Raw genomic sequence first — 20,167 nt, forward strand, 5'->3', positions numbered from 1 at the left:
TGCTCCAAGGCTGGGTTGATGGTTAGTTGCCGGCGGCGAGGGTGGCGATGCGGGAGACCGCGAGCTCTGCGTAGAGCGCCGCACCATCGGAGAGGACGCCGTCGTCGAACGTGGCGTACGGGGAGTGATTGAACGCTGAGGTGGTGTGGTCCACGCTCCGCGGCACTGCGCTGAGGCCCACGAAGGTTCCCGGAACTTCGGCCAGAACCCGGGAGAAATCCTCCGAGCCACTGATGGGCGTGGCCCAGCGGGAGAGTCGCGAATCGCCGAACATGCCGGAGATGACGTTCTCGGCGGTGTGGGTCTCGTCCTCGTCAGTGACGGTCATGGGGTATTCGCCGCGGTAGTCGACGTCCACCTCCAGGCCGTGCGCGGAGGCGATGCCCTTGAGGAGCTGCGGGATGGAGGTCATCATCCGCTCGCGGGAGGCTTCCGAGAAAGTGCGGATGGTGGCTTCGAATCGGGCAGATTCGGGGATGATGTTGCGCTTGGTGCCGGCCTGCAGCACTCCCACGGTCAGGACTACGGGATCGAACATGTTGAACTGCCGCGTGATCATGACCTGCAGCGCAGTCACCATTTCTGCCGCTGCCGTGACGGGATCCTTGGCCGAATGGGGCGCCGAACCGTGCCCACCGGCACCCAGGATGGTGACGAAAAGCCCGTCAGAGGCGCTCATCATCACTCCAGGCTTGGTGCAGAACTGGCCATACGGTTCCAGGGAGGAGAAGACATGCATGCCGTAGGCGGCGTCAACACGGCGGCCTGCGGCGTCCAACACGCCTTCGCGGATCATGTGGCCCGCGCCGTCGAAGCCTTCTTCGCCGGGCTGGAACATCAGCACGACGTCGCCCGCTAGCTGATCGCGCCGTTCGGCCAGCAGGGTTGCGGCTCCGGTGAGCATGGACGTGTGGAGGTCGTGGCCGCAGGCATGCATGGCGCCGTCGATCTTCGAGGAGAACTCGACGCCGGTGCGCTCCTGGACGGGAAGTCCGTCCATGTCGGCGCGGAGCAACACAGCGGGCTTCCGGGCCGAAGCGTGAGGCGCGCCGCCGCGCAAGACGGCAGTGACCGACGTCGTGCTCTCGCCAAGGGTGATTTCGTACGGGAGTCCGTCGAGCGCCTTGAGCACCTTTTCCTGGGTGCGCGGGAGGTCCAGGCCGATTTCCGGTTCCTGGTGGAGCTCGTGACGGAACCGGGCGATTTCTCCCTGCATCTCTTTGGCGTCTGAGGCGATCGACATCTGTTCTCCTGTTTCCTGAACGTTTGGTAGGTATCCATAGCCATTGTGAAGTGACTAGCCTCACAATCTTTAAAAGCACTGGAAAAATTCAGGAATATGCCAGAATTAACAGGAATCATGCATCACTTAGGAGAGGGTCGCTGATGGAACTCAGTGAAGAGGACCTCCGGTTGATCAATGCCCTCCAGATCTCGCCGCGGATCAGTTGGTCCGACGCCGCCGAGGTCCTGGACGTCCACGCCACCACTTTGGCCTCCCGATGGGACCGGCTGCGCGAGTCCGGAGCGGCCTGGACCACGGCGCACCTCATGGGCGACCCCAAGCATGCCTGCCTTGCCCTGTTGGACGTGGACTGCGAAATGCACCTCAGGCCCGAGGTCACGGCCGCGCTCGCAGCGATTCCGGAGATCATCACGGTTGAGGAGGCGGCCAGCAACCGTGACCTCATGCTCACCGTAATCACCCAAGACCTGAGTGAGTTCAGCAGCCGGCTATTGCCCCAGCTCAAGGAAATCCGGGGACTCACCAAGTACCGGACCTCGCTCTGCACCCGCATCCACACGAGCGGCTACGCGTGGCGGCTCAACGTCCTGAGCCGGGCGGAGCAGCAGGCGCTGCGCGCCCTCGCCGGGCCGGAGGCGCTCAATCCGTCCGCCCCTTACGCGCAGGTCACCCCATTGCCGGAGAGCCATATGGCACTCTTTCCCTTCCTTGCCCGGGACGGGCGGGCGTCCGCGGCGGAAATCGCACGCGCCCTGGGACGGCACCCTGCTACCGTGCAGCGGCAGCTCGGACGCGTGCTCGCGAGCCGGATGCTGTCCTTCCGCTGCGAAATCGCCCAACAATTCTCCGGCTACCCCATGACGTGCCAGTGGTTCGCGAATGTCCCAGCAGGCCAGCACGAGGCCGCGGCCGCCGAATTGCGGGCCGTCAGGAACGTCAGGTTCACGGCCTCCACCACAGGCAGCACCAACTTTGTGATCATCATGTGGCTGCGCTCGCTGGCCGAGGTCATGGAGATGGAACTCGCCATCCAGCAGCGCATTCCCGGGATCGAACTCGTCGAAAGCGTCGTGATGCTGAGCACGGCCAAGCGGGTCGGCTGGATGCTGAACCCCGACTCGACGGCGACTGGCGCCGTCGTGCCGACCGCCGCCGCTATACCAACCGCCGCCGCCGCGAGCCCGGCCTAGAGGCCGGCGTTGTAGACGTCGCTTCCGAAGCGGTTCAGGCCAGGGGTGCCTGCGTAGCCGAGGTACGGAAGGCCGAAGGTGTCTTCGATGCTGGCCAGCAGGCTGTAGTGGTTATAGGGCGTTGTGGACCAGGTGCCGCCCTTGGTGAACGGCGAGATGACCAAAGCGCCGACCCGGCCGCCGCCCTGTCCGACGATCCCGGGAAGCGGGGAGTTGGGTCCGGGGCCTTCGCCGCAGCAGGCGGAGGCATCCGATTGGGGGCTGTCGGATTCGTCGAAGGTGATCACCAGGACACCGTCTTGGCGGAATGCGGGAGACGAAGTGATCAGCGGAACGTACTGCTTCAGCCAAGCATCCGCGCTGGTCAGGCCGCCGGGCTGTCCGTCAACGCAAGGGGAGTCGTGTCCGTCGTGGCAGAGGTTCGGCGTGATCATCGACAGATTGGGCGTGGTGGAGACCGAAGCAAGATCGGTCTTGAGGGCTCCGAGGTCCACGTCGTTCTTGGCGCAGTCCGGTGATCCAGTGATCCCAGCGAAATAGACAAAGGGATTGTGGCGGGCGGCGTACTGGTACCCGACCTTGGCTTTCTGGGTGTCGTCGGGGGTGCCGAGGGCCGGGTGGCGGCACGACGTGCCCATGTCCTCCATGTAGCCCTTCCAGGTCTTCCCAGCTGCCGTCAATTGGCCGGCCACCGTAGGCACATCGGCGGGGAAGACGCAGCCATCTCCAACGGCCTGGCCAGGAGCTGCCGTGCCGGTCTTCACGAACGGAGAGTATGTCTGGCAATCTGCCTGCATCTGCGGATTGGGGCCTTGGCCGGAGATCTGGGCGACGTAGTTCGGTTGCGAGTTGTGTGCCGTGCCGAAGTATTGGTTCAACAGGACGCCTTGGTTGCGCAGCGTGGTGGAAAGGTACGGTGCCGCCGAACCGGGTCCCCACGTGGTGTCGTACCCCTTGTTTTCAAGGTTGATCACGAACACGTGCTTGGCTCCCGGGAGATATCCGGTGCTCTGGACGGTCTGTGGTTCGCTCGCTTGTGCTTCCGTCTGCTGCAATCCGGAGGCGATGAAGGAGGCGCCGAGCAGGACGACCAGCAGCGCAGCCAATCCGAGCCGCATCCTGGAAATGGCGAAGGTCTTGAAGGTCATGGCAGGATCCATCCGTCCGCAAGTGCTTTCTGTTTCAACCCGGCCCACTCTTCCTCCGCGGGGGGACCGACCGGGGAGCATGCCGGTCCGGCGGCATAAGGCGGAACGAGGTACGTCGGCGCGGTCAGGTTGGGCGCTGCTTGGAAATCGAGCACCTCGGCGATGTTGCGGGCGGCGTTGTCCCGCGGCGTCAGGGGTTGAAGCCCCCAGCGCCACTCGATGGCCTTCAAGATTGAGGTGTGGTCGTAGGTATTGTGAGCCACGTATTGCCTTCGGGCGCGCGGAGAAATGACCATTGACGGTACGCGGAAGCCGCGCCGGGCAGTGTCTGGATTGCTGTCCGCTGCTGTTTCCGGTGGCACGTGGTCGTAGAACCCGCCCCACTCGTCGTAGTTGACCACCAGCATGGTGTTCGCCCATTTGGGGCTCTTGGTCACGGCGTTGTAGACCTCCGCCAGGAAAAGCTCACCGGAGCGGATGTCCGCATGCGGGTGGTCATCGCCGGAGGTTCCGCTGGACTCGTCCGTGAAGCGGGGATCCACGAAGGACACCGAGGGGAGCTTGCCGGAACTGCAATCGCTGAGGAACTCAGCGTAGGGCCTGGAGATTCCGAGGTACTTGGTTCCCCATAGGGCGGTGAAGGGAATGTCGCCGTAGTAGTACTTTCCCTGCACCCCGGCTGCTGCCAACCGGTCCCAAATCGTGGGCATTGTGCTGGTGACGGTCGAGTTATGGAGCCTGTCCGTGGCCGCGGAGTGCTGATAGAAGCGGTTCGGATACGTTTCGGCCAAGGTGGCTGCGAAATAACGGTCGCAGACAGTCCAGTCGGGACCCGCTTGGCGCCAAAAGTCGAGGTCGCTCGAATCGTAGTATCCGACGGCGAATTCATCATTCTCGCCTGCCCGCAGCCAACCGTCGTTCTTGCCGTTGTTGAACTGGATCCGGCCGCCCTCATAGGAATGGTCCGGGTCTGGATGCCCGCAGCCCTGGAAGTCCATCAGGTGGTGGGTTGTATGGGGAATCCCGTAGCGGTCAACGAACGTCAGCCCGGACTGTTTTCCGTCCGCGCCGGGCATCCAACCGAGGAAGTGGTCGAACGAGCGGTTTTCCATCATCACCACGATGATGTGGTCTATGCCCGAGGAACCGGGTTGGGGGAGGGCGGTCGCAGCAGGCGCGGTCCCCGCGGAGGCGCCGCTGATAAGCGTCGCGGCCGTGGCAGATCCGGCAACTGACAGGAAGTTGCGTCTTGTGAAGTTCACGCCAAGCAGTGCATCACGGAATGATTACGGGAACAACCGATAGTTGGCTATTTAGTTCAGTGTTTGCCCAGAGTTAATTTAAGGTGAATGTTAATCACTTGAATGGATTTTGTGGGTGGCCCCAAACTCGTTTGGCCTTCTAGGCTGGGATGATGACAAGCCACGACGCAACGGCAGGCATACTGCAACGCCCCTATCTCCTGGCGACAGCGGGTGCCTGCGCGTTGGTCTTCCTTGCGGCTTTCGAGTCCATGGCCGTCACCACCATCATGCCGCTCGTGAGCCGCGAGCTCGACGGTGCCGGACTCTATGCTTTGGCGTTCGCCGGGCCGCTCGCCACTGGCGTGATCGGGATGGTGGCCGCAGGGAACTGGGCGGACAGGCGTGGTCCCTCCGCCCCGCTGTACGCCTCCGTGGCGCTGTTCGCGGCGGGGCTGCTCATCGCCGGTACTGCGGTTTCCATGCCGATCCTCGTGGCCGGCAGGCTGGTCCAAGGCCTCGGCGGCGGCGCAATGACCGTGGCGCTGTATGTGGTGATCGCCCGGGTGTATCCCGCGAGATTACATGCCCAAGTCTTTGCCGCGTTCTCGGCGGCCTGGGTCGTTCCGTCGATGATCGGTCCCTTCGCCGCCGGCGTGGTTGCCCAGTTGAGCAGCTGGCACTGGGTGTTCCTCGGCGTCGTGGGCCTCGTGGTTCCGGCCTTGGCAATGATCCTCCCCGCGATGCGGGGCATGCGTTCCTCACCGGACGCGCGGGACGGAGGCTCCCGGAAGGCGGGCTCCTCGAAGGCGGCCGCCTTCGAGGCAAAGCCCAAAGGCGCCGGCGTTCCCTGGGCCTTCGGCCGCATGGGGTGGGCCGCGCTCGCAGCCCTTGCGGTTCTCGGCCTGAACCTCTCCGGCCAGGTGCCCGGCGTCGGCTGGGTGATTGCCGGCGTCGCGCTCGTCGTCGCAATGCTGGCAGTACGGCCGCTGGTTCCGCGCGGCACGCTCGGCGCGCACCGCGGACTGCCGAGCGTCATCCTCATGCGCGGAATCGCTTCCGCTGCGTTCTTCGGTACCGAGGTTTACGTGCCGTACCTCCTCACGGAGCGGTACTCGTTCACCCCGGCATTCGCCGGACTTGCGTTGACGGGATCGGCGATTGCCTGGGCCGCGGCGTCCGCCGTGCAGGGTCGGATGGGTTCCCGGCTTGGCAATGCCCCGGCGGTCAGGATCGGGTCGGCGCTCGTGCTCGGTTCGGTGGTAGTTGTCCTCGTGACCACGATGTTTTCGTGGCCCGCCGCGGTGGCGATTGCGGGCTGGCTGTTCGCGGGCGCCGGCATGGGCCTGATGTACCCGCGGCTGAGTGTCATGACCCTGGCCCTTTCCAAGCCCGAGGACCAAGGCTTCAACAGCTCGGCAATGTCCATCTCCGATTCCCTTGGCGGAGCTCTCTCGCTCGCCGTGACGGGTCTCGTCTTCAGCGCGCTGACGACGACGGCGGGCTCCTTCGCGGGGGTGTTCTCGCTGACGTCGGTGATCGCCGTCGTCGGACTCATCATTGCGCCGCGGGTTGCGGCCCGGCGGCCTTCGGGTGCTGAACGTGCGGACGACGCCGAGCCGCACCGCGCCGCCGAAGCGGACGACGTGCGGGCCGAGGATGCGCGGGCCTAGGAGGTCCGGGTGGCCCGGAGCACGCTGTCGATGGTGGTGGCGTGCTGGCCCTCAGGACTCGTCACGGCGCGTTCCCGGGAATCGGCAACATTGATCCTCCACGAGCCCGGGCCGCCCGTGAGTGCCTCGACCAAGTCCTCGGGAGTGAAGAACTTGTCCTTCATATCCTTGTGCCCGCTCCAAGGAGTCAAGCCATCCGGGTGATGCCCCACCACGAGCAAAGCGCCGCCGGGAGCCACGGCGGCAGCGGCCGAGGCGAGCGAATCGCGCCACGGAACAAGCGGAGAATGAAGGAATTGCGAAGACACGAGGTCGAATCCCTCGTCGGGGTGCCACGAACCGAAGTTCCTTTGTAGCCACGCGATCCGGTCCTGCAGCCCGACGTCGGCGGCATGGGCTTCCGCCCGTTCAAGCGCGACGGCGGAGACGTCCACCGCGGTCACCGTCCAGCCGTGCTGGGCGAGCCAGATGGCGTCCGCGCCCTCCCCGCATCCGAGATCCAGTGCAGTGCCGGGAACCAGGCCCTTGGCTTCCGCGATCAGCTGCGGATTGGGATTGCCGCTCCACCGCTTCGCCTTTTCGCGGTACACCTCGTCCCAAAACTGCGCCGGGTCGGCGTCGTGGTCAGGTTCGCTGTGAAGGTGGGCTCCGCCGTCGTGCTGGTGCGTCATGGCTCAAGCCTGCCCCGAGGTGCCCCCGTGAGGCAACGCCTGTCCCTACCCAACTGATCCCCGCCCAACTGACTCGCAGTTGTTGTCGTTATGAGCCGTCAAAACGACAACAACTGCGAGTTAGGTGGGGACGCCGCCCGGGTGAAGGTGCCCTGTGGAAAGGCCAGCGGCCCGCAGATGCTAGAATGGGTTTACTTGATGTGCAGTGATGCCCGCTTAGTCCCCGAATTTGGCTTGGTTCCAAACTTGGGAAGTGGGCTTTTTTCATGTGAGAGGCACATCCTGCGTCGATGAACGCGTTTTCTCTGGTCCCGGCCACGGCTTATTGCCTACCGGTTGATCACTGACTTTTTCCTCGGCGAACCCTTGGCCCAACCGGCGTCGGGGGACGATGTCCGTTGGACACCGCCAGAAAGACCCTTGAAACACATGACTACTTTTGCTGCCCTTGGCACGCCCAAGGCCATCGCCGACTCGCTCGCTGCAGATGGCATCGAAGAAGCATTCCCCATCCAGGTCAAGACCCTCCCGGATACGCTCGCAGGCCGCGACGTCCTGGGCCGTGGCCGCACGGGCTCCGGTAAGACCATCGCTTTCGCTATCCCGCTTGTGGCACGTCTCGCCGAGCGCGAAGCCAAGCACTTCCGCAAGCCCGGCCGCCCGATGGGTCTGGTCCTCGCACCGACCCGTGAGCTGGCCACCCAGATCAACGCCACCATCGAGCCGCTGGCCAAGGCCATGGGCCTGAACACCACGGTCATCTATGGTGGCATCTCCCAGGCCCGCCAGGAAAAGGCGCTGCGCGCCGGCGTCGACATTGTCATCGCCTGCCCGGGCCGCCTGGAGGACCTCATCCGCCAGCGCATCCTGACTCTCGAAGCCGTCGAGATCACCGTCCTGGACGAGGCCGACCACATGGCCGATCTCGGCTTCCTCCCGGTGGTCAAGAAGCTCATGGACATGACTCCTACCCAGGGTCAGCGACTGCTCTTCTCCGCGACGTTGGACAACGGTGTTGACAAACTGGTCAACCGTTACCTGTCCAACCCGCTGACCCACTCGGTGGACGACCCCCAGGCCGCGGTCACCACCATGGAGCACCACGTCCTGGTGGTCAACGACCAGACCGTCAAGAAGCAGCTGATCGTGGAGCTGGCCTCCGGTGCCGGCCGCCGACTCCTCTTCATGCGGACCAAGCACCACGCACGCAAGCTGGCCAAGACCCTGACCGATTGCGGCATCCCCGCCGTCGATCTCCATGGCAACCTGTCGCAGAATGCCCGTGACCGCAACCTCGCCGAGTTTGCCAGCGGCGAGGTCCGGGTCCTGGTGGCCACCGACGTCGCTGCCCGCGGCGTGCACGTCGACGACGTCGAACTCGTCATCCACGTCGACCCGCCCACAGAGCACAAGGCTTACCTGCACCGCTCCGGCCGTACGGCCCGTGCAGGTTCAGACGGCACCGTGGTCACGCTGACGCTCCCCGAGCAGCAGTCCGACGTCAAGAAGCTCATGAAGGCTGCCGGCGTCGACGTCTCGTTCGAGCGCGTCACGGCCAACTCCCCGTTGATCGCCGAGCTCGTGGGCCAGGTTGCCGACAAGGTTGATCCCCGAACCCGTGCGGCATTGCTCGCAGCGAAGACCCAGCAGTCGGGCGGCGGTACATCCACCGGTGCCAACGCCCAGCGCAAGCGCAACCGCCGTTCCACCCAGGCTGCACCCACTGCGGGTGGCCGCGGTGGTCGCGGTGGCCGTGGCAAGGTTGCCTCCGAGCCCGTGCGCACCGACATCAACCGCGCCGATCGCCGCGCAGCAGCAAACGACGACGTCGCCCGCAGCCCACGTGGACGCGGAAACGCTGCTTCCGGTCACCGCAACGACGTTCCTGGTGCACAGGGCCAGGGTGGTCGCAGCGGTCGTCCGGCAACCGGTCAGCGTGCTGCCGCCGGCAACCGCTCGGCGTCGGCGCCACGCACGGAATCCGCTACTTCCACGCGTACCAGCGGCAACAAGTCCGTATGGTCCTCGAACACGGGTGGCAACTCCGGTGGCTCCTACGGCTCCGGCTCAGGCAACTCGGCTTCCGGCCGTCCGGCCCGCGGCGGCCCGCGCCGTGCCTCGGCTCCGGCGTCGAACGAGCGCCGCGGCCGCTAAGCAGGGCGGGATTACCAGCCGCGCTCGCGCCATTCCGCAAGGTGTGGCCGCTCCGCACCGAGCGTGGTCGGATCTCCATGGCCCGGATGCACCACAGTGTCGTCCGGGTAGGCGTCGAACAGCCGTTCGCTCACGTCGTTCAACAGCGAAGTGAAGCGGGCGGCATCGTTCTGCGTGTTGCCCACACCGCCGGGGAACAAGGAATCGCCGCTGAAAATGTGCGCGGGCCCTTCCGGGTCCAGGTACACGTAGGCGATCGAACCGGGAGTGTGGCCGCGCAAGTGCACTGCGGTGATGTCGAAACCGTCGAAGTTGCCCACATCGCCATGGCGCAGCTGCACGTCCACCGGAACGGGCAGCGCGTCGGCGTCGTCTACTCCGGCCGAGGTCTTCGCGCCCGTAGCTTCCACCAACCCGGGCAGCGCACGGACGTGGTCCCAGTGCTGGTGCGTCGTGGCGATCAGGGCCAGTTTCGGCGTGGCGGTGGTGTCAGCGGCCGCGTCTTCGATCATGTGTTGGATGGCCGGAAGGTCGTCCGCAGCGTCGATCAAGAGCTGCGCGCCGCTTGACTTGGCGGTGAGCAGGTACACGTTGTTGTTCATCTCGCTGACCGAGATTCGCCGGATGGTGATGTCACGCAGTGAATGAATGAGTGAGTCCATTCGTCCACTCTACGGAAGCCGCCTGCGGCCCACCGCCTATTCGCGGCCCTGCGAAACCCAAGCGGGATCCGCGGACCGTGAGCCGACGACGGCGTCCGCGGCGCCGTCGAGCACGTCCAGTTGGGCGGCACTCAACTCGAGTGACAAGGCGCCCAGGTTCTCGTCGATCCGGTGCGCTTTGCGCGTACCCGGGATGGGGACCACGCTGAGCTGGAGACGGCGGCCCTGGGCGAATAGCCAGGCCAAAGCCACCTGGGCGGGAGTTGCATCCCGGCCGGTGCTTTCGGACAGCTCGGCGGCCACGGTGCGCACTGCGGCAACAACCGCCTGGTTGGCGTCGAGTGCGCCGTCTGCAAAACGGGGAATGCGGTGCCGGAAATCGTTCTCGCCGAGTTGGTCGGCGCTGACGGTTCCCGTGAGGAAACCCCGGCCAAGCGGCGAATAGGGTACGAAACCCACGCCCAGCTCTGCCGCGGCCGGGACAACGTTGCGCTCAACGTCCCGGCTCCAGATGGACCACTCGCTCTGCACTGCGGATATCGGGTGTACGGCGTTGGCTTCCCTCAGCTCCTCGGCTGTTACTTCAGACAGCCCGAGGTGCCGGACTTTGCCTGCCCGGACAAGCTCTGCCATGGCCTCCACGGTTTCCACAATCGGAACGCGGAGGTCGCGGCGGTGCATGTAGTAGAGGTCGATGACGTCGGTGCCCAGGCGGCGGAGGCTTGCTTCCGCCGCCTGCGCCACGTACTCGGTATCTCCCCGGACATCGGTGTAGCCTTCGCGCGGGTTGCCCACGATTCCGAACTTGGTGGCCAACTGGACCTCGTCGCGGCGATCCCTCAGCAGCTTCGCGATCAGTTCCTCGTTGTCGCCCGCGCCGTAAATATCCGCGGTGTCAATGAAGCTGATGCCGGCATCCACGGCGTGATGCAGCGTCTTGAGGGATTCGGCGGGATCCACCTCGCCGTATACCGGCGTCAATGCCATCCCGCCGAAGCCTAGGGGGCTCACGGTCAGGCCATCGCCGAGCCGTACGTTTGTGGTTTCCGGGCTCATGGTGCTTCTCCTTCGCCGAGGGTTTGTCTCATTGCTCGCAACTCCGAGCAGCGGGGGAGTATTCCGCTCTTATGATTGGGCCGGTTCCGTCACTTCTTCACGCTTCTCCGTGGGAAGGGCCTTCAACCCGGCCGCGCAACCCACGATTCCCGCAATGAACAGCAATTTGAGTGGGCTGGCCGGTTCGACGCCGGTGGCCATCGCCCAGCCGACCGTCAGCGCAGCGCCGATCCCGACCCAGACGGCGTAGGCCGTGCCCAGCGGAATCTGCTTCACGGCGACTCCGAGGCCGATCATGCTGAGGCTTGCAGTGACGGCGAAGACCACGGTCGGGAGGGCTTGGCTGAAGCCGTCGGACAGTCCAAGGGCAGTCGCCCACACAGCTTCGAGCACGGCGGAGGCCAGCAGAATGGCCCATGCGAACTTGGCGGTCATGGCTACGCCACCACCTTCAAGCCGACCACGCACGCACCGATCCCGGCGAGCAGGAGCAGCCGGGCCGCCGTCGGGCGCTCGACTTTGGTGATCATCGCGTAAGCCGCAGTGAGGACGACGCCGACCCCCACCCACACCGCATACGCGGTCCCGGTGGGAATGGATTGCATCGCGAAGGCCAGCCCCGCGGTGCTCGCGAGGACGCTGACGAGGAAGATGGCGGAGGGGGCCGGTTTGCGGAAGCCGTTGGAACGGTGGAGCGCTGCGGCCCAGACGGCCTCAAGCGCGCCGGACAGAATGAGGATTAACCACGGCATGACAGATCCTTTGGCCAGTCTTGTCGCGTGCCGGGTACTGAACCGTCGTCCGGAGGTCCCTCTTCGGGCCTTCCTTCGAGGCTAGCAAATCCCGACGCCGGGTAGCCAGCCTTGGTGGCGAGCCTCACCAAGGGACATGCGCTGCTGCGGGCTTAACCAAGGGACATGTCCAGCGTTGGGGCGAGCGGGTGCGCATGTTGGCATTATGTCCAGTGCTGGGACCTACGAGTGCGCATGCTCCACGCGGTCGATGGAGATAACGGCCAGGAATCCGCGGCCCAGAATCTCCGGACTGCGGGTGTCGGAACCGACTACCGCGTCGTAGCGAGCGAGTTCGACGAGCTCCGTCGTCGCGGCCTCACTCTCCGGTACCTCAGCCGTTTCCGTGGGATCCGCGCCTGGACTAACAGAAGCCTTGCCCTCCAAAAGGACTGCCAACTGGCCTTCGAACACGGGGTGTGCGCGCTTCTTGGAGAGCTCGATGATGGACGTGTAGCCCTTGAATTCGCCGGCCCGGGCGATCACGTTGAGGTCCCGGATGTCGCCGGTCGGGAGTGCGCTGGCAGAGGCAGCCTCGCCCGAAAACCGGAAAGGCCGGTACTTTTCCAGAGGGTGCTCTTCGCCGTCCACAGTGAGCAGCAGCAATTCGCCGTCGATCACCGTAATGACTCGCTCCATGCCGGGGAACGTCGAGAAGTCGCCGGCCGACCCGACGTCGGCGATGCTGACCCGCCAGTCCCACGCTCCGTCTTGCGCCGACGCCGCTTTCGGATGGCTGGCGAGTTCGCGGGTCACCCCGCCTCCGTTGCGCCACGGTTCGGGTTTGAGCTCGGCAAAGCGGATGATCTCCATGCGCTCCAGCCTAGCCCGAGGCCGTCGTCGGCCTGTTGAACGTCCGCGTAACATCGGTGCAATCTTGGCACGGTTCAACAATCCCGGAGGCCCTTGCTAACGTCGTAGGGAGGGAAACGGTTGGAGGCGCGGAATGTTCGTCAAAGTGTGTGGCTTGAGCACGCCGGAATCCGTGCAGGCCGCCGTCGAGTCCGGCGCAGACGCCGTGGGTTTCGTCCTGACGAAGAGTCCGCGCGAGGTATCGCCCGATCGTGCCCGAGACTTGTTGACCCATGTACCGGAAGGCATCACCGCCGTCGGGGTCTTCCGCCACGAGGCAGCCGCCGACGCCGTCGCAACCGCGCGCGCGGCCGGCCTTGAATGGGTCCAGCTGCACGGAAGCCGCTCGCCGGAAGACGTCAAGACCGTGCACGACGCCGGCATGCGGCTCATCCGGGCCGTCACCATGGGTGCCGCTCCGGACGAGTTCGAGGCGTGGGGCGAGGAGCTTCTCCTGATCGACGCCGCCGTCCCGGGTTCGGGTGAGGCCTGGGACTATTCCTCGGTCCGGAAACTGGGCCTGGGTGCACGCCATTGGTTGTTGGCTGGCGGTTTGACCCCGTCCAACGTCGGAGCCGCCGCCCTCGAAGCCGAGGCATGGGGCGTCGACGTCTCCAGCGGCGTGGAGTCCTCGCGTGGGGTGAAGGACCTCGACCTCGTGCGCGCCTTCGTCCCAGCAGCAAAAGCCTGACGCACTTTCCCCAAACGCTCGCTCACTTATGACGCACTTTCCCCAAACGCACGCTCAGATGATGTGAGCGAGGGTTCGCGGTTTTGCCCTCAAAAGTGAGCGAGCGTCGCTGAAGAGACCCTTGACAGGCGCCGTCCGCCGTCGCATATTTAATACATCGGTTAATTAGCCGAGCAGTTAAATACAAAGGCGCCAGCGATGTCCGCAGACCGGCTCAGTCTCATCTTCTCGGCTCTTGCCGACCCCACCCGAAGGGCCATTTTGGCACGGCTTTCGGAGGGTGAGGCCACCGTGAACGAGCTTGCCGAACCGTTCGACATCAGCCTTCCCGCCGTCTCGCGGCATCTCAAGGTCCTGGAAAACGCAGGGCTGATCAGCCGGAGCCGGAATGCACAATGGCGGTCTTCCAAGCTGGAAGCGGAACCACTGCGCGAAGCCACTGAATGGATGGACAAATACAGGCGTTTCTGGGATGCCAGCTTTATCCGCCTCGACGCCCACCTACGCAAGATTCAGCACGATTCAAAGGATCCAGGAGCCAAGCAATGAACACGGAACAGCACATCCTCACCATGACCCGCGAATTCGAAGCCCCGCGCGAGCTCGTCTTCCAAGCCTTCGTGGACCCCGAGCAGCTCGCCGTATGGTTCGGGCCGGTGGGCGTGGATTCGCCGCGCGACCGGATAGTCGTCGACCCCCGGGTGGGCGGAGTCTGGCAGCTCACCATGACCTGGGAGGAGAACGGCGTTGCAAAGGAATCACCCATCGACGCCGTCATCACCGCGTACGATCCGCCCGCCCTGCTGGTCGCCACCCAGAAAGCAGAGCCCGACGCCGGGATCACACTTTTGCTGGAAATGCGCCTTGAGTTCGAGGTACTGGATGGCGGCCGTACGCGGCTTCATCTCACACAGGGTCCCTTCGACTCCGACGAATGGGTGGACATGACCCGCGAGGGGTGGGGCACCTCGTTCACCAAATTGGACACCTTGCTGGTGCGGGAATAGGGAAGCGGTCTAAAAGGGGCTGGAAGTCAACTTGGAAGGCCAGGGCCCATCCGGGCTAGACTCCACGGCGGGGACAGAATGCCATTGCTCTGGAGGCCGAACGGTTCCGGAGACACACGATCAAGCAGAATGCGACCTTTGAAAATCCTTTCCAAACCTCTTAACGGCCCTATCCGATACATGACAGTCGCGCTCTTCGCTGCGTTGGCGCTGTCCGGTTGCTCCACGCAGGGAGGGGGCTCCGCAGCGGCGGGCACGCCGTCGTCCTCTTCTACAGGCGACTCCGCAAGCGCAAGCCCAACTCCTTCATCGGGCCCGTTCGGGGGCTTCGCTTCGGCAGCCGAAATGTGCTCCACCATCTCCAAAGAAGCTACGGGAGCGTCGTTGCTGCCAATGTCCGCGGCGCAGGGAAAGACCGCGGAGCTGGAGCAATACAAGACCGAGCTTGCCGCCACCGCCGATCGCGTCCCGGACGCACTCAAGGCTGATTTCACCAACCTCAAGGACACTGCGATCGCGGGCTTGAAAGACCAAACCGTCTACTCGAGCGGCAAGTTCGAAAAGGCGATGGCTCCCGTAACCACTTGGCTGAGCGCCAACTGCAAGTAGTCCTTTATCCACTTAAGCGAATGAACGGGTAGCGCGGTCCCGGTGCCGGGGCAAGAATGGCTTCATGCAACTGCCAGTCATGCCCCCTGTCGCACCTATGCTTGCCAAGGCGGTGGGCGCCATCCCGGAGGGCGCCATGAGCTACGAGCCTAAATGGGATGGTTTCCGCTCCGTCGTTTTTCGTGACGGTGACGACGTCGAAATCGGTAGCCGCAACGAGAAGCCCATGAACCGGTACTTCCCGGAGCTCATCGAGGCTTTGAAGGCAAACCTGCCGGAACGCTGCGTCCTCGACGGCGAGATCATCCTGGTCGGCAGGTCCGGTGACCGCTTGGACTTTGAAGCCCTCCAGCAACGCATCCATCCGGCAGCCAGCAGGGTCAAGCAGTTGTCCGAGCAGACGCCGGCGAAATTCGTGGCCTTCGACCTGCTCGCCCTTGGCGATGAGGACTTCACGGGACGGCCCTTCGCCGAACGGCGGGCAGCGCTTGAACAAGCACTTGCAGGCGCCGCCGCTCCCATCCACCTCACCGCGGCAACCCGGGACAAGGTAACGGCAGAGCAGTGGTTCAACCAGTTCGAGGGCGCAGGCCTGGATGGCCTGCTCGCCAAGCCGCTGGATGGTACCTACCAACCGGACAAGCGCGTGATGTTCAAAGTCAAACACCAGCGGACCGCCGACTGCGTTGTGGCCGGCTACCGGGTTCATAAGACCGGTGACGACCTTATTGGTTCACTATTGTTGGGGCTTTACGACGACGGCGGCCGGCTATCCAACGTGGGCGTGGTGGGGTCCTTCTCGATGCAAAGACGCAGGGAACTGTTCGACGAACTCCAACCCCTCGTGACTGCGTTCGATGGGCATCCCTGGGCATGGGCCGAGCAGGAGGAAGGCAACCGGACACCCCGCAACGCCGAAGGCAGCCGCTGGAGCGCAGGGAAGGACCTGTCGTTCACACCCCTGCGGCCCGAGCTCGTTGTGGAAGTGGCCTACGACCATATGGAAGGGGAGCGGTTCAGGCACACCACGCAATTCGTGCGGTGGCGGCCGGACAGGGATCCGGAGTCGTGCACCTATGAGCAGCTTGAGGAACCCGTGAAGTTCGATTTGTCAGCGGTCCTGGACACCGGGAAACGATAAATCAGGGGGATTTCAGGGCCAACCCCTAGGCCCAGTCCGCGCCCGGCAGGAGACAATGGGAAATATGAAAACGCTGCTCAACATCATCTGGCTCGTCTTCGGCGGCTTCGTCCTGGCCTTGGGATATTTCATGGCTGGAATTGTCTGCTGCTTGTTGATCGTCACCATCCCGTGGGGCATCGCGTCGTTCCGGATTGCCTCGTACACGCTGTGGCCGTTTGGTCGCATGGTCGTGGACAAGCCCGGAGGCGGGGGAGTCTTCCCGCTCATCGGCAACGTCATCTGGTTGCTGGTTGCAGGCATTTGGATCGCGATCGGGCACGTGGTCACGGCCTTCGCCATGGCCATCACCATCATCGGGATCCCGCTGGCCATCGCCAACCTGAAGCTCATTCCGGTATCGCTCATGCCGCTGGGCAAGCAGATCGTGCCTAGCAACCGACCGTTCGTCAGCACCTACCACTAACCGTCCCGCGTCTCGCGTCAGGCGCCATGGACTGTTCCGGAGTAGCGTAGGCCGTGTCTGCACTGCCTCCCCTCGAAAGGAACAGTCCATGTCCGCCGCCAGGAACACCGTTGCCAAGAACATCGTCGCCACCCTCAAAGCCAACAACGTTCAGCGCGTCTACGGGATCCCCGGGGATTCGCTGAACGGATTCACGGACGCGCTGAGGGAAGAAGAGAGCATCCGTTGGGTGCATGTCCGCCACGAGGAAGCCGCGGCGTTGGCAGCCGCAGCCGAGGCGGGCCTCACGGATGAATTGGCGGTGTGCGCCGGATCCTGCGGCCCCGGCAACCTGCATCTGATCAACGGGCTTTACGATGCCAACAAGTCCAGGGTTCCCGTGTTGGCCATCGCCGCCCACATTCCCAGCGAAGAGATCGGCAGCCAGTACTTCCAGGAGACGCACCCCCAGGAGTTGTTCCGGGAGTGCAGCGTTTACGTCGAGCACGTTGCCCATCCTTCGCAAATGCCAAGGGTCTTGGAAATCGCCATGCGGACGGCCCTCGAGAAGCGCGGTGTCGCCGTCGTCGTGATTCCCGGAGATGTCGCCCTTGCGGAGGCGCAAAGCAACCGGACAGCGGTGATCCGGGCCGCCCGTCCGGAGATCCGGCCCAACCCGCGGGAGCTCGCAGAGGCAGCGGACATTCTCAACGCTGCCGGCAAAGTCACCATCCTGGCAGGCGCCGGCACTGCGGGCGCGCACCCCGAGGTCATGGCCTTGGCGGACGCGCTGGGCGCGCCGATCGTCCACGCAATGCGCGGCAAGGAGCACATCGAATACGACAACCCGTTCGACGTCGGCATGACGGGCCTGTTGGGGTTCAGTTCAGGCTATCGGGCGATGGAGAGCTGCGAGGCCTTGCTCATGCTGGGCACCGATTTTCCGTACCAGCAGTTCTACCCGGAGAACGCCAAGATCATCCAGGTGGATATCCGGGGCGAGCAGCTTGGCAGGCGGGCCAAGATCGATCTTGGCCTCGTCGGCACGGTCAAGGACACCGCGGCCTCGCTTCTGCCGCTGATCGAGCGGAAGGCGAAACGAACACACTTGAGTACCTCGCTCAAGCACTACGCCAAGTCGCGCGGCAAACTCGACGACCTGGCCTCTCCGGCCAAGGACGGCCAGCCCATTCATCCGCAATTCGTGGGCAGGCTCGTGGATGAGTTGGCGGCCCCGGATGCGGTTTTCACGTGCGACGTCGGGTCCCCCACCGTGTGGGCGGCCCGGTATCTAGGCATGAACGGCCGACGCCGGCTGCTCGGCTCGTTCAACCACGGAACCATGGCCAATGCACTGTCCCACGGAATCGGTGCGGCGGCCGCGTATCGGGGGCGCCAAGTGGTCGCCTTGGCCGGCGACGGCGGCCTGACCATGCTCCTCGGCGAACTGATCACTTTGGTGCAGAACAAGCTCCCCATCAAAGTGGTGGTCTTCAACAACTCCTCGCTGAACTTCGTGGAGCTCGAAATGAAGGCCGCGGGATTCGTCAATTTCGGCACGGAGCTCGAGAATCCGGACTTCGCCAAACTGGCGGAATCGCTGGGCATCCGCGGTATCCGGGTGGACAACTCCTCCGGGCTGAAAGCGGGACTGGCTGAAGCTTTCGCCCACGACGGCCCGGCCCTCATCGACGTCCGCACGGCCCGGCAGGAACTGTCCATTCCGCCGGCGATCAGCGCCGAACAGGTCAAGGGCTTCACGCTCTACGCAATCCGGACGGTTCTCTCGGGCCGCGGCGACCAGCTCATCGACCTCGCAAAGACCAACATCCGCCAAATTTTCTAGCCCACCCTCGCGCAGGACTAACCAGCCGCCACGGCTCCCGTGCGCAGATCGAAACTGAAGCTGCGCTCCGCGACCCGCGCGCCGCCGTCGTACGCCACCCCAAAAGTCAGCTCGAGCGAGTCCCGCGCCAGATCCTCCTCGGTGACGGTGTACACCGGCGTGAAGTACAGGGCTTCCGCGCCCGGTGCCAGATCCGCGGGCGGGAAGTCCTCCGGATTGGCGTGCGGTCCCACGAGTACGACGCCGGTGGCCCGCCGGGTGCCGAGGTTGCGGGCGCGTCCGGTGAAGGCGAGGATGTCCCCGGCTTTGTAGCCGGGAACTATAGGCCCGTAGTTGAGGTCCTGGGCTTCGCGGGTGCCGAGGACCTGCGCCTGCTCCGCCGAGTAGCCTTGGCCCACTTCCTTCCAGGTCTGCACGTCCCATTCACCGTCGTTGTCCGGAGAGATGACATGGAATTCGCCGGCGTTTTGCCAGGCGGCAGGTCGGCCGGGAGTGATGGAGCGCAGTTCCATGTGAAACTCGAGGCCATCGGGCCGGGTTTCAGGCGCACCCGATCCGGCCGAGGCCAAAAGCTGTTCCGCCAGTTGCTCAACCGGGACTGAAACGAAGACGATCTCGCGGTATCCCTGCCGTTCGTACAACACGCCGATGTTGCCATCGGGGAGCCGCGCCGCCGTCGAGTACGCCGAGCTGCCCTCGCACAGGACCAGCTTGGCGGGCCAGCTTGCCCCATTGTCCGTTGACAGGCTGAGGACCGTGTTGCGCCGCAGGGAGGTGTCCTGGTTGTTGCTCGCGAGCAGCCAGCTGTTCGTGGCCGGGGTGGCCAGGGATATCACGCTTGGCAGGCCGTCGAAGCGGATCAGCGAGCCGTTGTCGCTCGGGTCGGGGAGGTCTTCCACGGGTTCCAGCTGGCTCCACGTCTCGCCGCCGTCATGGGAGACTGCTGCGAGCCGCCGGGGAGTGGCGCGCGAGTGCAGGAGGAGGCAGCCATCGTCGAGGCACGCAACTTTGTTCTCGTTGGGGCCAACCCCGTCCGGGCCCCTTCCGATGAGCGATCCGAGCGTCCACTTCTCGCCGTGGTCGTCGCTGTACGCGGAAGCGGCCATGATTTCGCCGTCCACGAGCACGACGAACTGCTGGACCAGGCGCCCGGCGAACGGACCGGTGTGTATCTGGATTCCCTGCCCGGCCGCAGCGAAGATCCCCGTGATGCTGCGGTCTCGAGTGCCGGTGCGGACGCCCGCCACACCGCCCAGCTTGAGCTGATCGGTGAGCCTCCGGTGCTGCCAGGTGACGCCGTCGTCGTCGGAAAAGCTGACGTCGCAGTGCTGCACGTCGTCATCCGGTTCCAAGCCGCCTACCGCCTCGAAGAAACCGGCATGCGTCCCCGCGGCGTGGAACATGAATATCCGCCCAGTCACGGCGTCCACCAGGAGGCTGGGATCGCCGAAGCCTTTGAGCCCCGAGCCGCTGCGGACCACCCGCTGCTCCTCCCAGCTGCGGCCGTTGTCCATGCTGCGCCGGAGCAGGAGATCTATCGGATTGGGCAGGTCGTCCAGGTTCGGCCGGCCGTCATAGGCGGCGAGCACTGTTCCCGCCGTGGAAACGACCAGCGCGGGGATGCGGTACTGCCGGTACCCTCCCGTGCCGCGCACCGCCAGGACGTGCTCGACGACGGGACGGGCTTGGGGCAGTGCGGCACCATTGCGCCGAAGGTAGGAGGTCACACGTCTATGATACGAGA

20 protein-coding genes and 1 riboswitch are annotated in these 20,167 nt (G+C 64.7%); of the genes, 10 read left to right on the plus strand and 10 right to left on the minus strand.

Annotated elements, in window-relative coordinates; translation table 11 throughout:
* Nucleotides 1-22: 22 nt before the first annotated feature.
* Complete coding sequence (locus ACSVHC_RS13305; RefSeq protein ID WP_437771583.1) at nucleotides 23-1,243, minus strand: M20 metallopeptidase family protein; 1,221 nt, start codon at nucleotides 1,241-1,243, stop codon at nucleotides 23-25.
* 143 nt (nucleotides 1,244-1,386) lie between these two features.
* Between ACSVHC_RS13305 and ACSVHC_RS13310 the strand changes: the two genes are divergently transcribed.
* On the plus strand, nucleotides 1,387-2,436 hold the full coding sequence (locus ACSVHC_RS13310; protein WP_437771582.1) for an Lrp/AsnC family transcriptional regulator: 1,050 nt from the start codon (nucleotides 1,387-1,389) through the stop codon (nucleotides 2,434-2,436).
* On the opposite strand, the gene ACSVHC_RS13315 is transcribed toward ACSVHC_RS13310, so the two are convergent.
* Together ACSVHC_RS13315 and ACSVHC_RS13320 are read right to left on the minus strand one after the other, a co-directional pair.
* Nucleotides 2,433-3,584, minus strand: coding sequence for an alkaline phosphatase family protein (locus tag ACSVHC_RS13315; protein ID WP_437771581.1), 1,152 nt, complete (start codon nucleotides 3,582-3,584; stop codon nucleotides 2,433-2,435). The two genes, ACSVHC_RS13310 and ACSVHC_RS13315, sit on opposite strands and share 4 nt — an antisense overlap.
* Nucleotides 3,581-4,846 carry an alkaline phosphatase family protein gene (locus tag ACSVHC_RS13320; RefSeq protein ID WP_437771580.1) on the minus strand — a complete coding sequence of 422 codons (1,266 nt, stop codon included), beginning with the start codon at nucleotides 4,844-4,846 and terminating at the stop codon, nucleotides 3,581-3,583. The genes ACSVHC_RS13315 and ACSVHC_RS13320 overlap by 4 nt, the downstream gene beginning before the upstream one ends.
* Before the next feature lie 152 nt (nucleotides 4,847-4,998).
* Between ACSVHC_RS13320 and ACSVHC_RS13325 the strand changes: the two genes are divergently transcribed.
* Nucleotides 4,999-6,498, plus strand: a complete 1,500-nt coding sequence (locus ACSVHC_RS13325) for an MFS transporter (RefSeq protein ID WP_437771579.1) — start codon at nucleotides 4,999-5,001, stop codon at nucleotides 6,496-6,498.
* On the opposite strand, the gene ACSVHC_RS13330 is transcribed toward ACSVHC_RS13325, so the two are convergent.
* The gene (locus tag ACSVHC_RS13330) at nucleotides 6,495-7,169 is read right to left on the minus strand and encodes an SAM-dependent methyltransferase (protein WP_437771578.1); all 675 of its coding nucleotides are present in this window, start codon (nucleotides 7,167-7,169) and stop codon (nucleotides 6,495-6,497) included. The two genes, ACSVHC_RS13325 and ACSVHC_RS13330, sit on opposite strands and share 4 nt — an antisense overlap.
* A gap of 429 nt (nucleotides 7,170-7,598) precedes the next feature.
* Between ACSVHC_RS13330 and ACSVHC_RS13335 the strand changes: the two genes are divergently transcribed.
* The gene (locus tag ACSVHC_RS13335) at nucleotides 7,599-9,323 is read left to right on the plus strand and encodes a DEAD/DEAH box helicase (RefSeq protein WP_437771577.1); all 1,725 of its coding nucleotides are present in this window, start codon (nucleotides 7,599-7,601) and stop codon (nucleotides 9,321-9,323) included.
* 11 nt (nucleotides 9,324-9,334) lie between these two features.
* On the opposite strand, the gene ACSVHC_RS13340 is transcribed toward ACSVHC_RS13335, so the two are convergent.
* The 5 genes from ACSVHC_RS13340 to ACSVHC_RS13360 form a co-directional block, all read right to left on the minus strand.
* On the minus strand, nucleotides 9,335-9,985 hold the full coding sequence (locus tag ACSVHC_RS13340; protein ID WP_437771576.1) for an MBL fold metallo-hydrolase: 651 nt from the start codon (nucleotides 9,983-9,985) through the stop codon (nucleotides 9,335-9,337).
* A gap of 36 nt (nucleotides 9,986-10,021) precedes the next feature.
* Nucleotides 10,022-11,041, minus strand: a complete 1,020-nt coding sequence (locus ACSVHC_RS13345; protein ID WP_437771575.1) for an aldo/keto reductase — start codon at nucleotides 11,039-11,041, stop codon at nucleotides 10,022-10,024.
* Nucleotides 11,042-11,110: 69 nt separating this feature from the next.
* Nucleotides 11,111-11,476 carry a DMT family transporter gene (locus ACSVHC_RS13350; RefSeq protein ID WP_437771574.1) on the minus strand — a complete coding sequence of 122 codons (366 nt, stop codon included), beginning with the start codon at nucleotides 11,474-11,476 and terminating at the stop codon, nucleotides 11,111-11,113.
* 2 nt (nucleotides 11,477-11,478) lie between these two features.
* Nucleotides 11,479-11,793 carry a DMT family transporter gene (locus ACSVHC_RS13355; protein WP_437771573.1) on the minus strand — a complete coding sequence of 105 codons (315 nt, stop codon included), beginning with the start codon at nucleotides 11,791-11,793 and terminating at the stop codon, nucleotides 11,479-11,481.
* Between the two features lie 9 nt (nucleotides 11,794-11,802).
* A riboswitch (guanidine-III (ykkC-III) riboswitch) is annotated at nucleotides 11,803-11,868 on the minus strand.
* A 147-nt stretch (nucleotides 11,869-12,015) separates the two neighbouring features.
* Nucleotides 12,016-12,645 (minus strand): HutD/Ves family protein, encoded by a 630-nt coding sequence (locus tag ACSVHC_RS13360; RefSeq protein ID WP_437771572.1) that lies wholly within the window; start codon nucleotides 12,643-12,645, stop codon nucleotides 12,016-12,018.
* Nucleotides 12,646-12,778: 133 nt separating this feature from the next.
* Here ACSVHC_RS13360 and ACSVHC_RS13365 point away from each other — a divergent pair, with 133 nt between their 5' ends.
* The 7 genes from ACSVHC_RS13365 (at nucleotide 12,779) to poxB (ending at nucleotide 18,423) form a co-directional block, all read left to right on the plus strand.
* Complete coding sequence (locus tag ACSVHC_RS13365; RefSeq protein WP_439181007.1) at nucleotides 12,779-13,375, plus strand: phosphoribosylanthranilate isomerase; 597 nt, start codon at nucleotides 12,779-12,781, stop codon at nucleotides 13,373-13,375.
* Nucleotides 13,376-13,573: 198 nt separating this feature from the next.
* Complete coding sequence (locus tag ACSVHC_RS13370; RefSeq protein ID WP_236813141.1) at nucleotides 13,574-13,924, plus strand: ArsR/SmtB family transcription factor; 351 nt, start codon at nucleotides 13,574-13,576, stop codon at nucleotides 13,922-13,924.
* Complete coding sequence (locus tag ACSVHC_RS13375) at nucleotides 13,921-14,382, plus strand: SRPBCC family protein (protein ID WP_437771570.1); 462 nt, start codon at nucleotides 13,921-13,923, stop codon at nucleotides 14,380-14,382. The genes ACSVHC_RS13370 and ACSVHC_RS13375 overlap by 4 nt, the downstream gene beginning before the upstream one ends.
* Before the next feature lie 180 nt (nucleotides 14,383-14,562).
* Nucleotides 14,563-14,991, plus strand: coding sequence for a hypothetical protein (locus ACSVHC_RS13380; RefSeq protein WP_437771569.1), 429 nt, complete (start codon nucleotides 14,563-14,565; stop codon nucleotides 14,989-14,991).
* 64 nt (nucleotides 14,992-15,055) lie between these two features.
* Nucleotides 15,056-16,132 carry an ATP-dependent DNA ligase gene (locus tag ACSVHC_RS13385; RefSeq protein WP_437771568.1) on the plus strand — a complete coding sequence of 359 codons (1,077 nt, stop codon included), beginning with the start codon at nucleotides 15,056-15,058 and terminating at the stop codon, nucleotides 16,130-16,132.
* A gap of 64 nt (nucleotides 16,133-16,196) precedes the next feature.
* The gene (locus ACSVHC_RS13390) at nucleotides 16,197-16,598 is read left to right on the plus strand and encodes a YccF domain-containing protein (RefSeq protein ID WP_234754734.1); all 402 of its coding nucleotides are present in this window, start codon (nucleotides 16,197-16,199) and stop codon (nucleotides 16,596-16,598) included.
* 88 nt (nucleotides 16,599-16,686) lie between these two features.
* Nucleotides 16,687-18,423 (plus strand): ubiquinone-dependent pyruvate dehydrogenase, encoded by a 1,737-nt coding sequence (poxB, locus tag ACSVHC_RS13395; RefSeq protein ID WP_437771567.1) that lies wholly within the window; start codon nucleotides 16,687-16,689, stop codon nucleotides 18,421-18,423.
* A 17-nt stretch (nucleotides 18,424-18,440) separates the two neighbouring features.
* Here the strand turns inward: poxB and ACSVHC_RS13400 are convergent, their stop codons facing one another.
* Nucleotides 18,441-20,150 (minus strand): sialidase family protein, encoded by a 1,710-nt coding sequence (locus ACSVHC_RS13400; RefSeq protein ID WP_437771566.1) that lies wholly within the window; start codon nucleotides 20,148-20,150, stop codon nucleotides 18,441-18,443.
* Between the last annotated feature and the right edge of the window lie 17 nt (nucleotides 20,151-20,167).

The organism is Arthrobacter sp. KNU-44 (assembly GCF_051843155.1).
GTDB lineage: Bacteria > Actinomycetota > Actinomycetes > Actinomycetales > Micrococcaceae > Arthrobacter.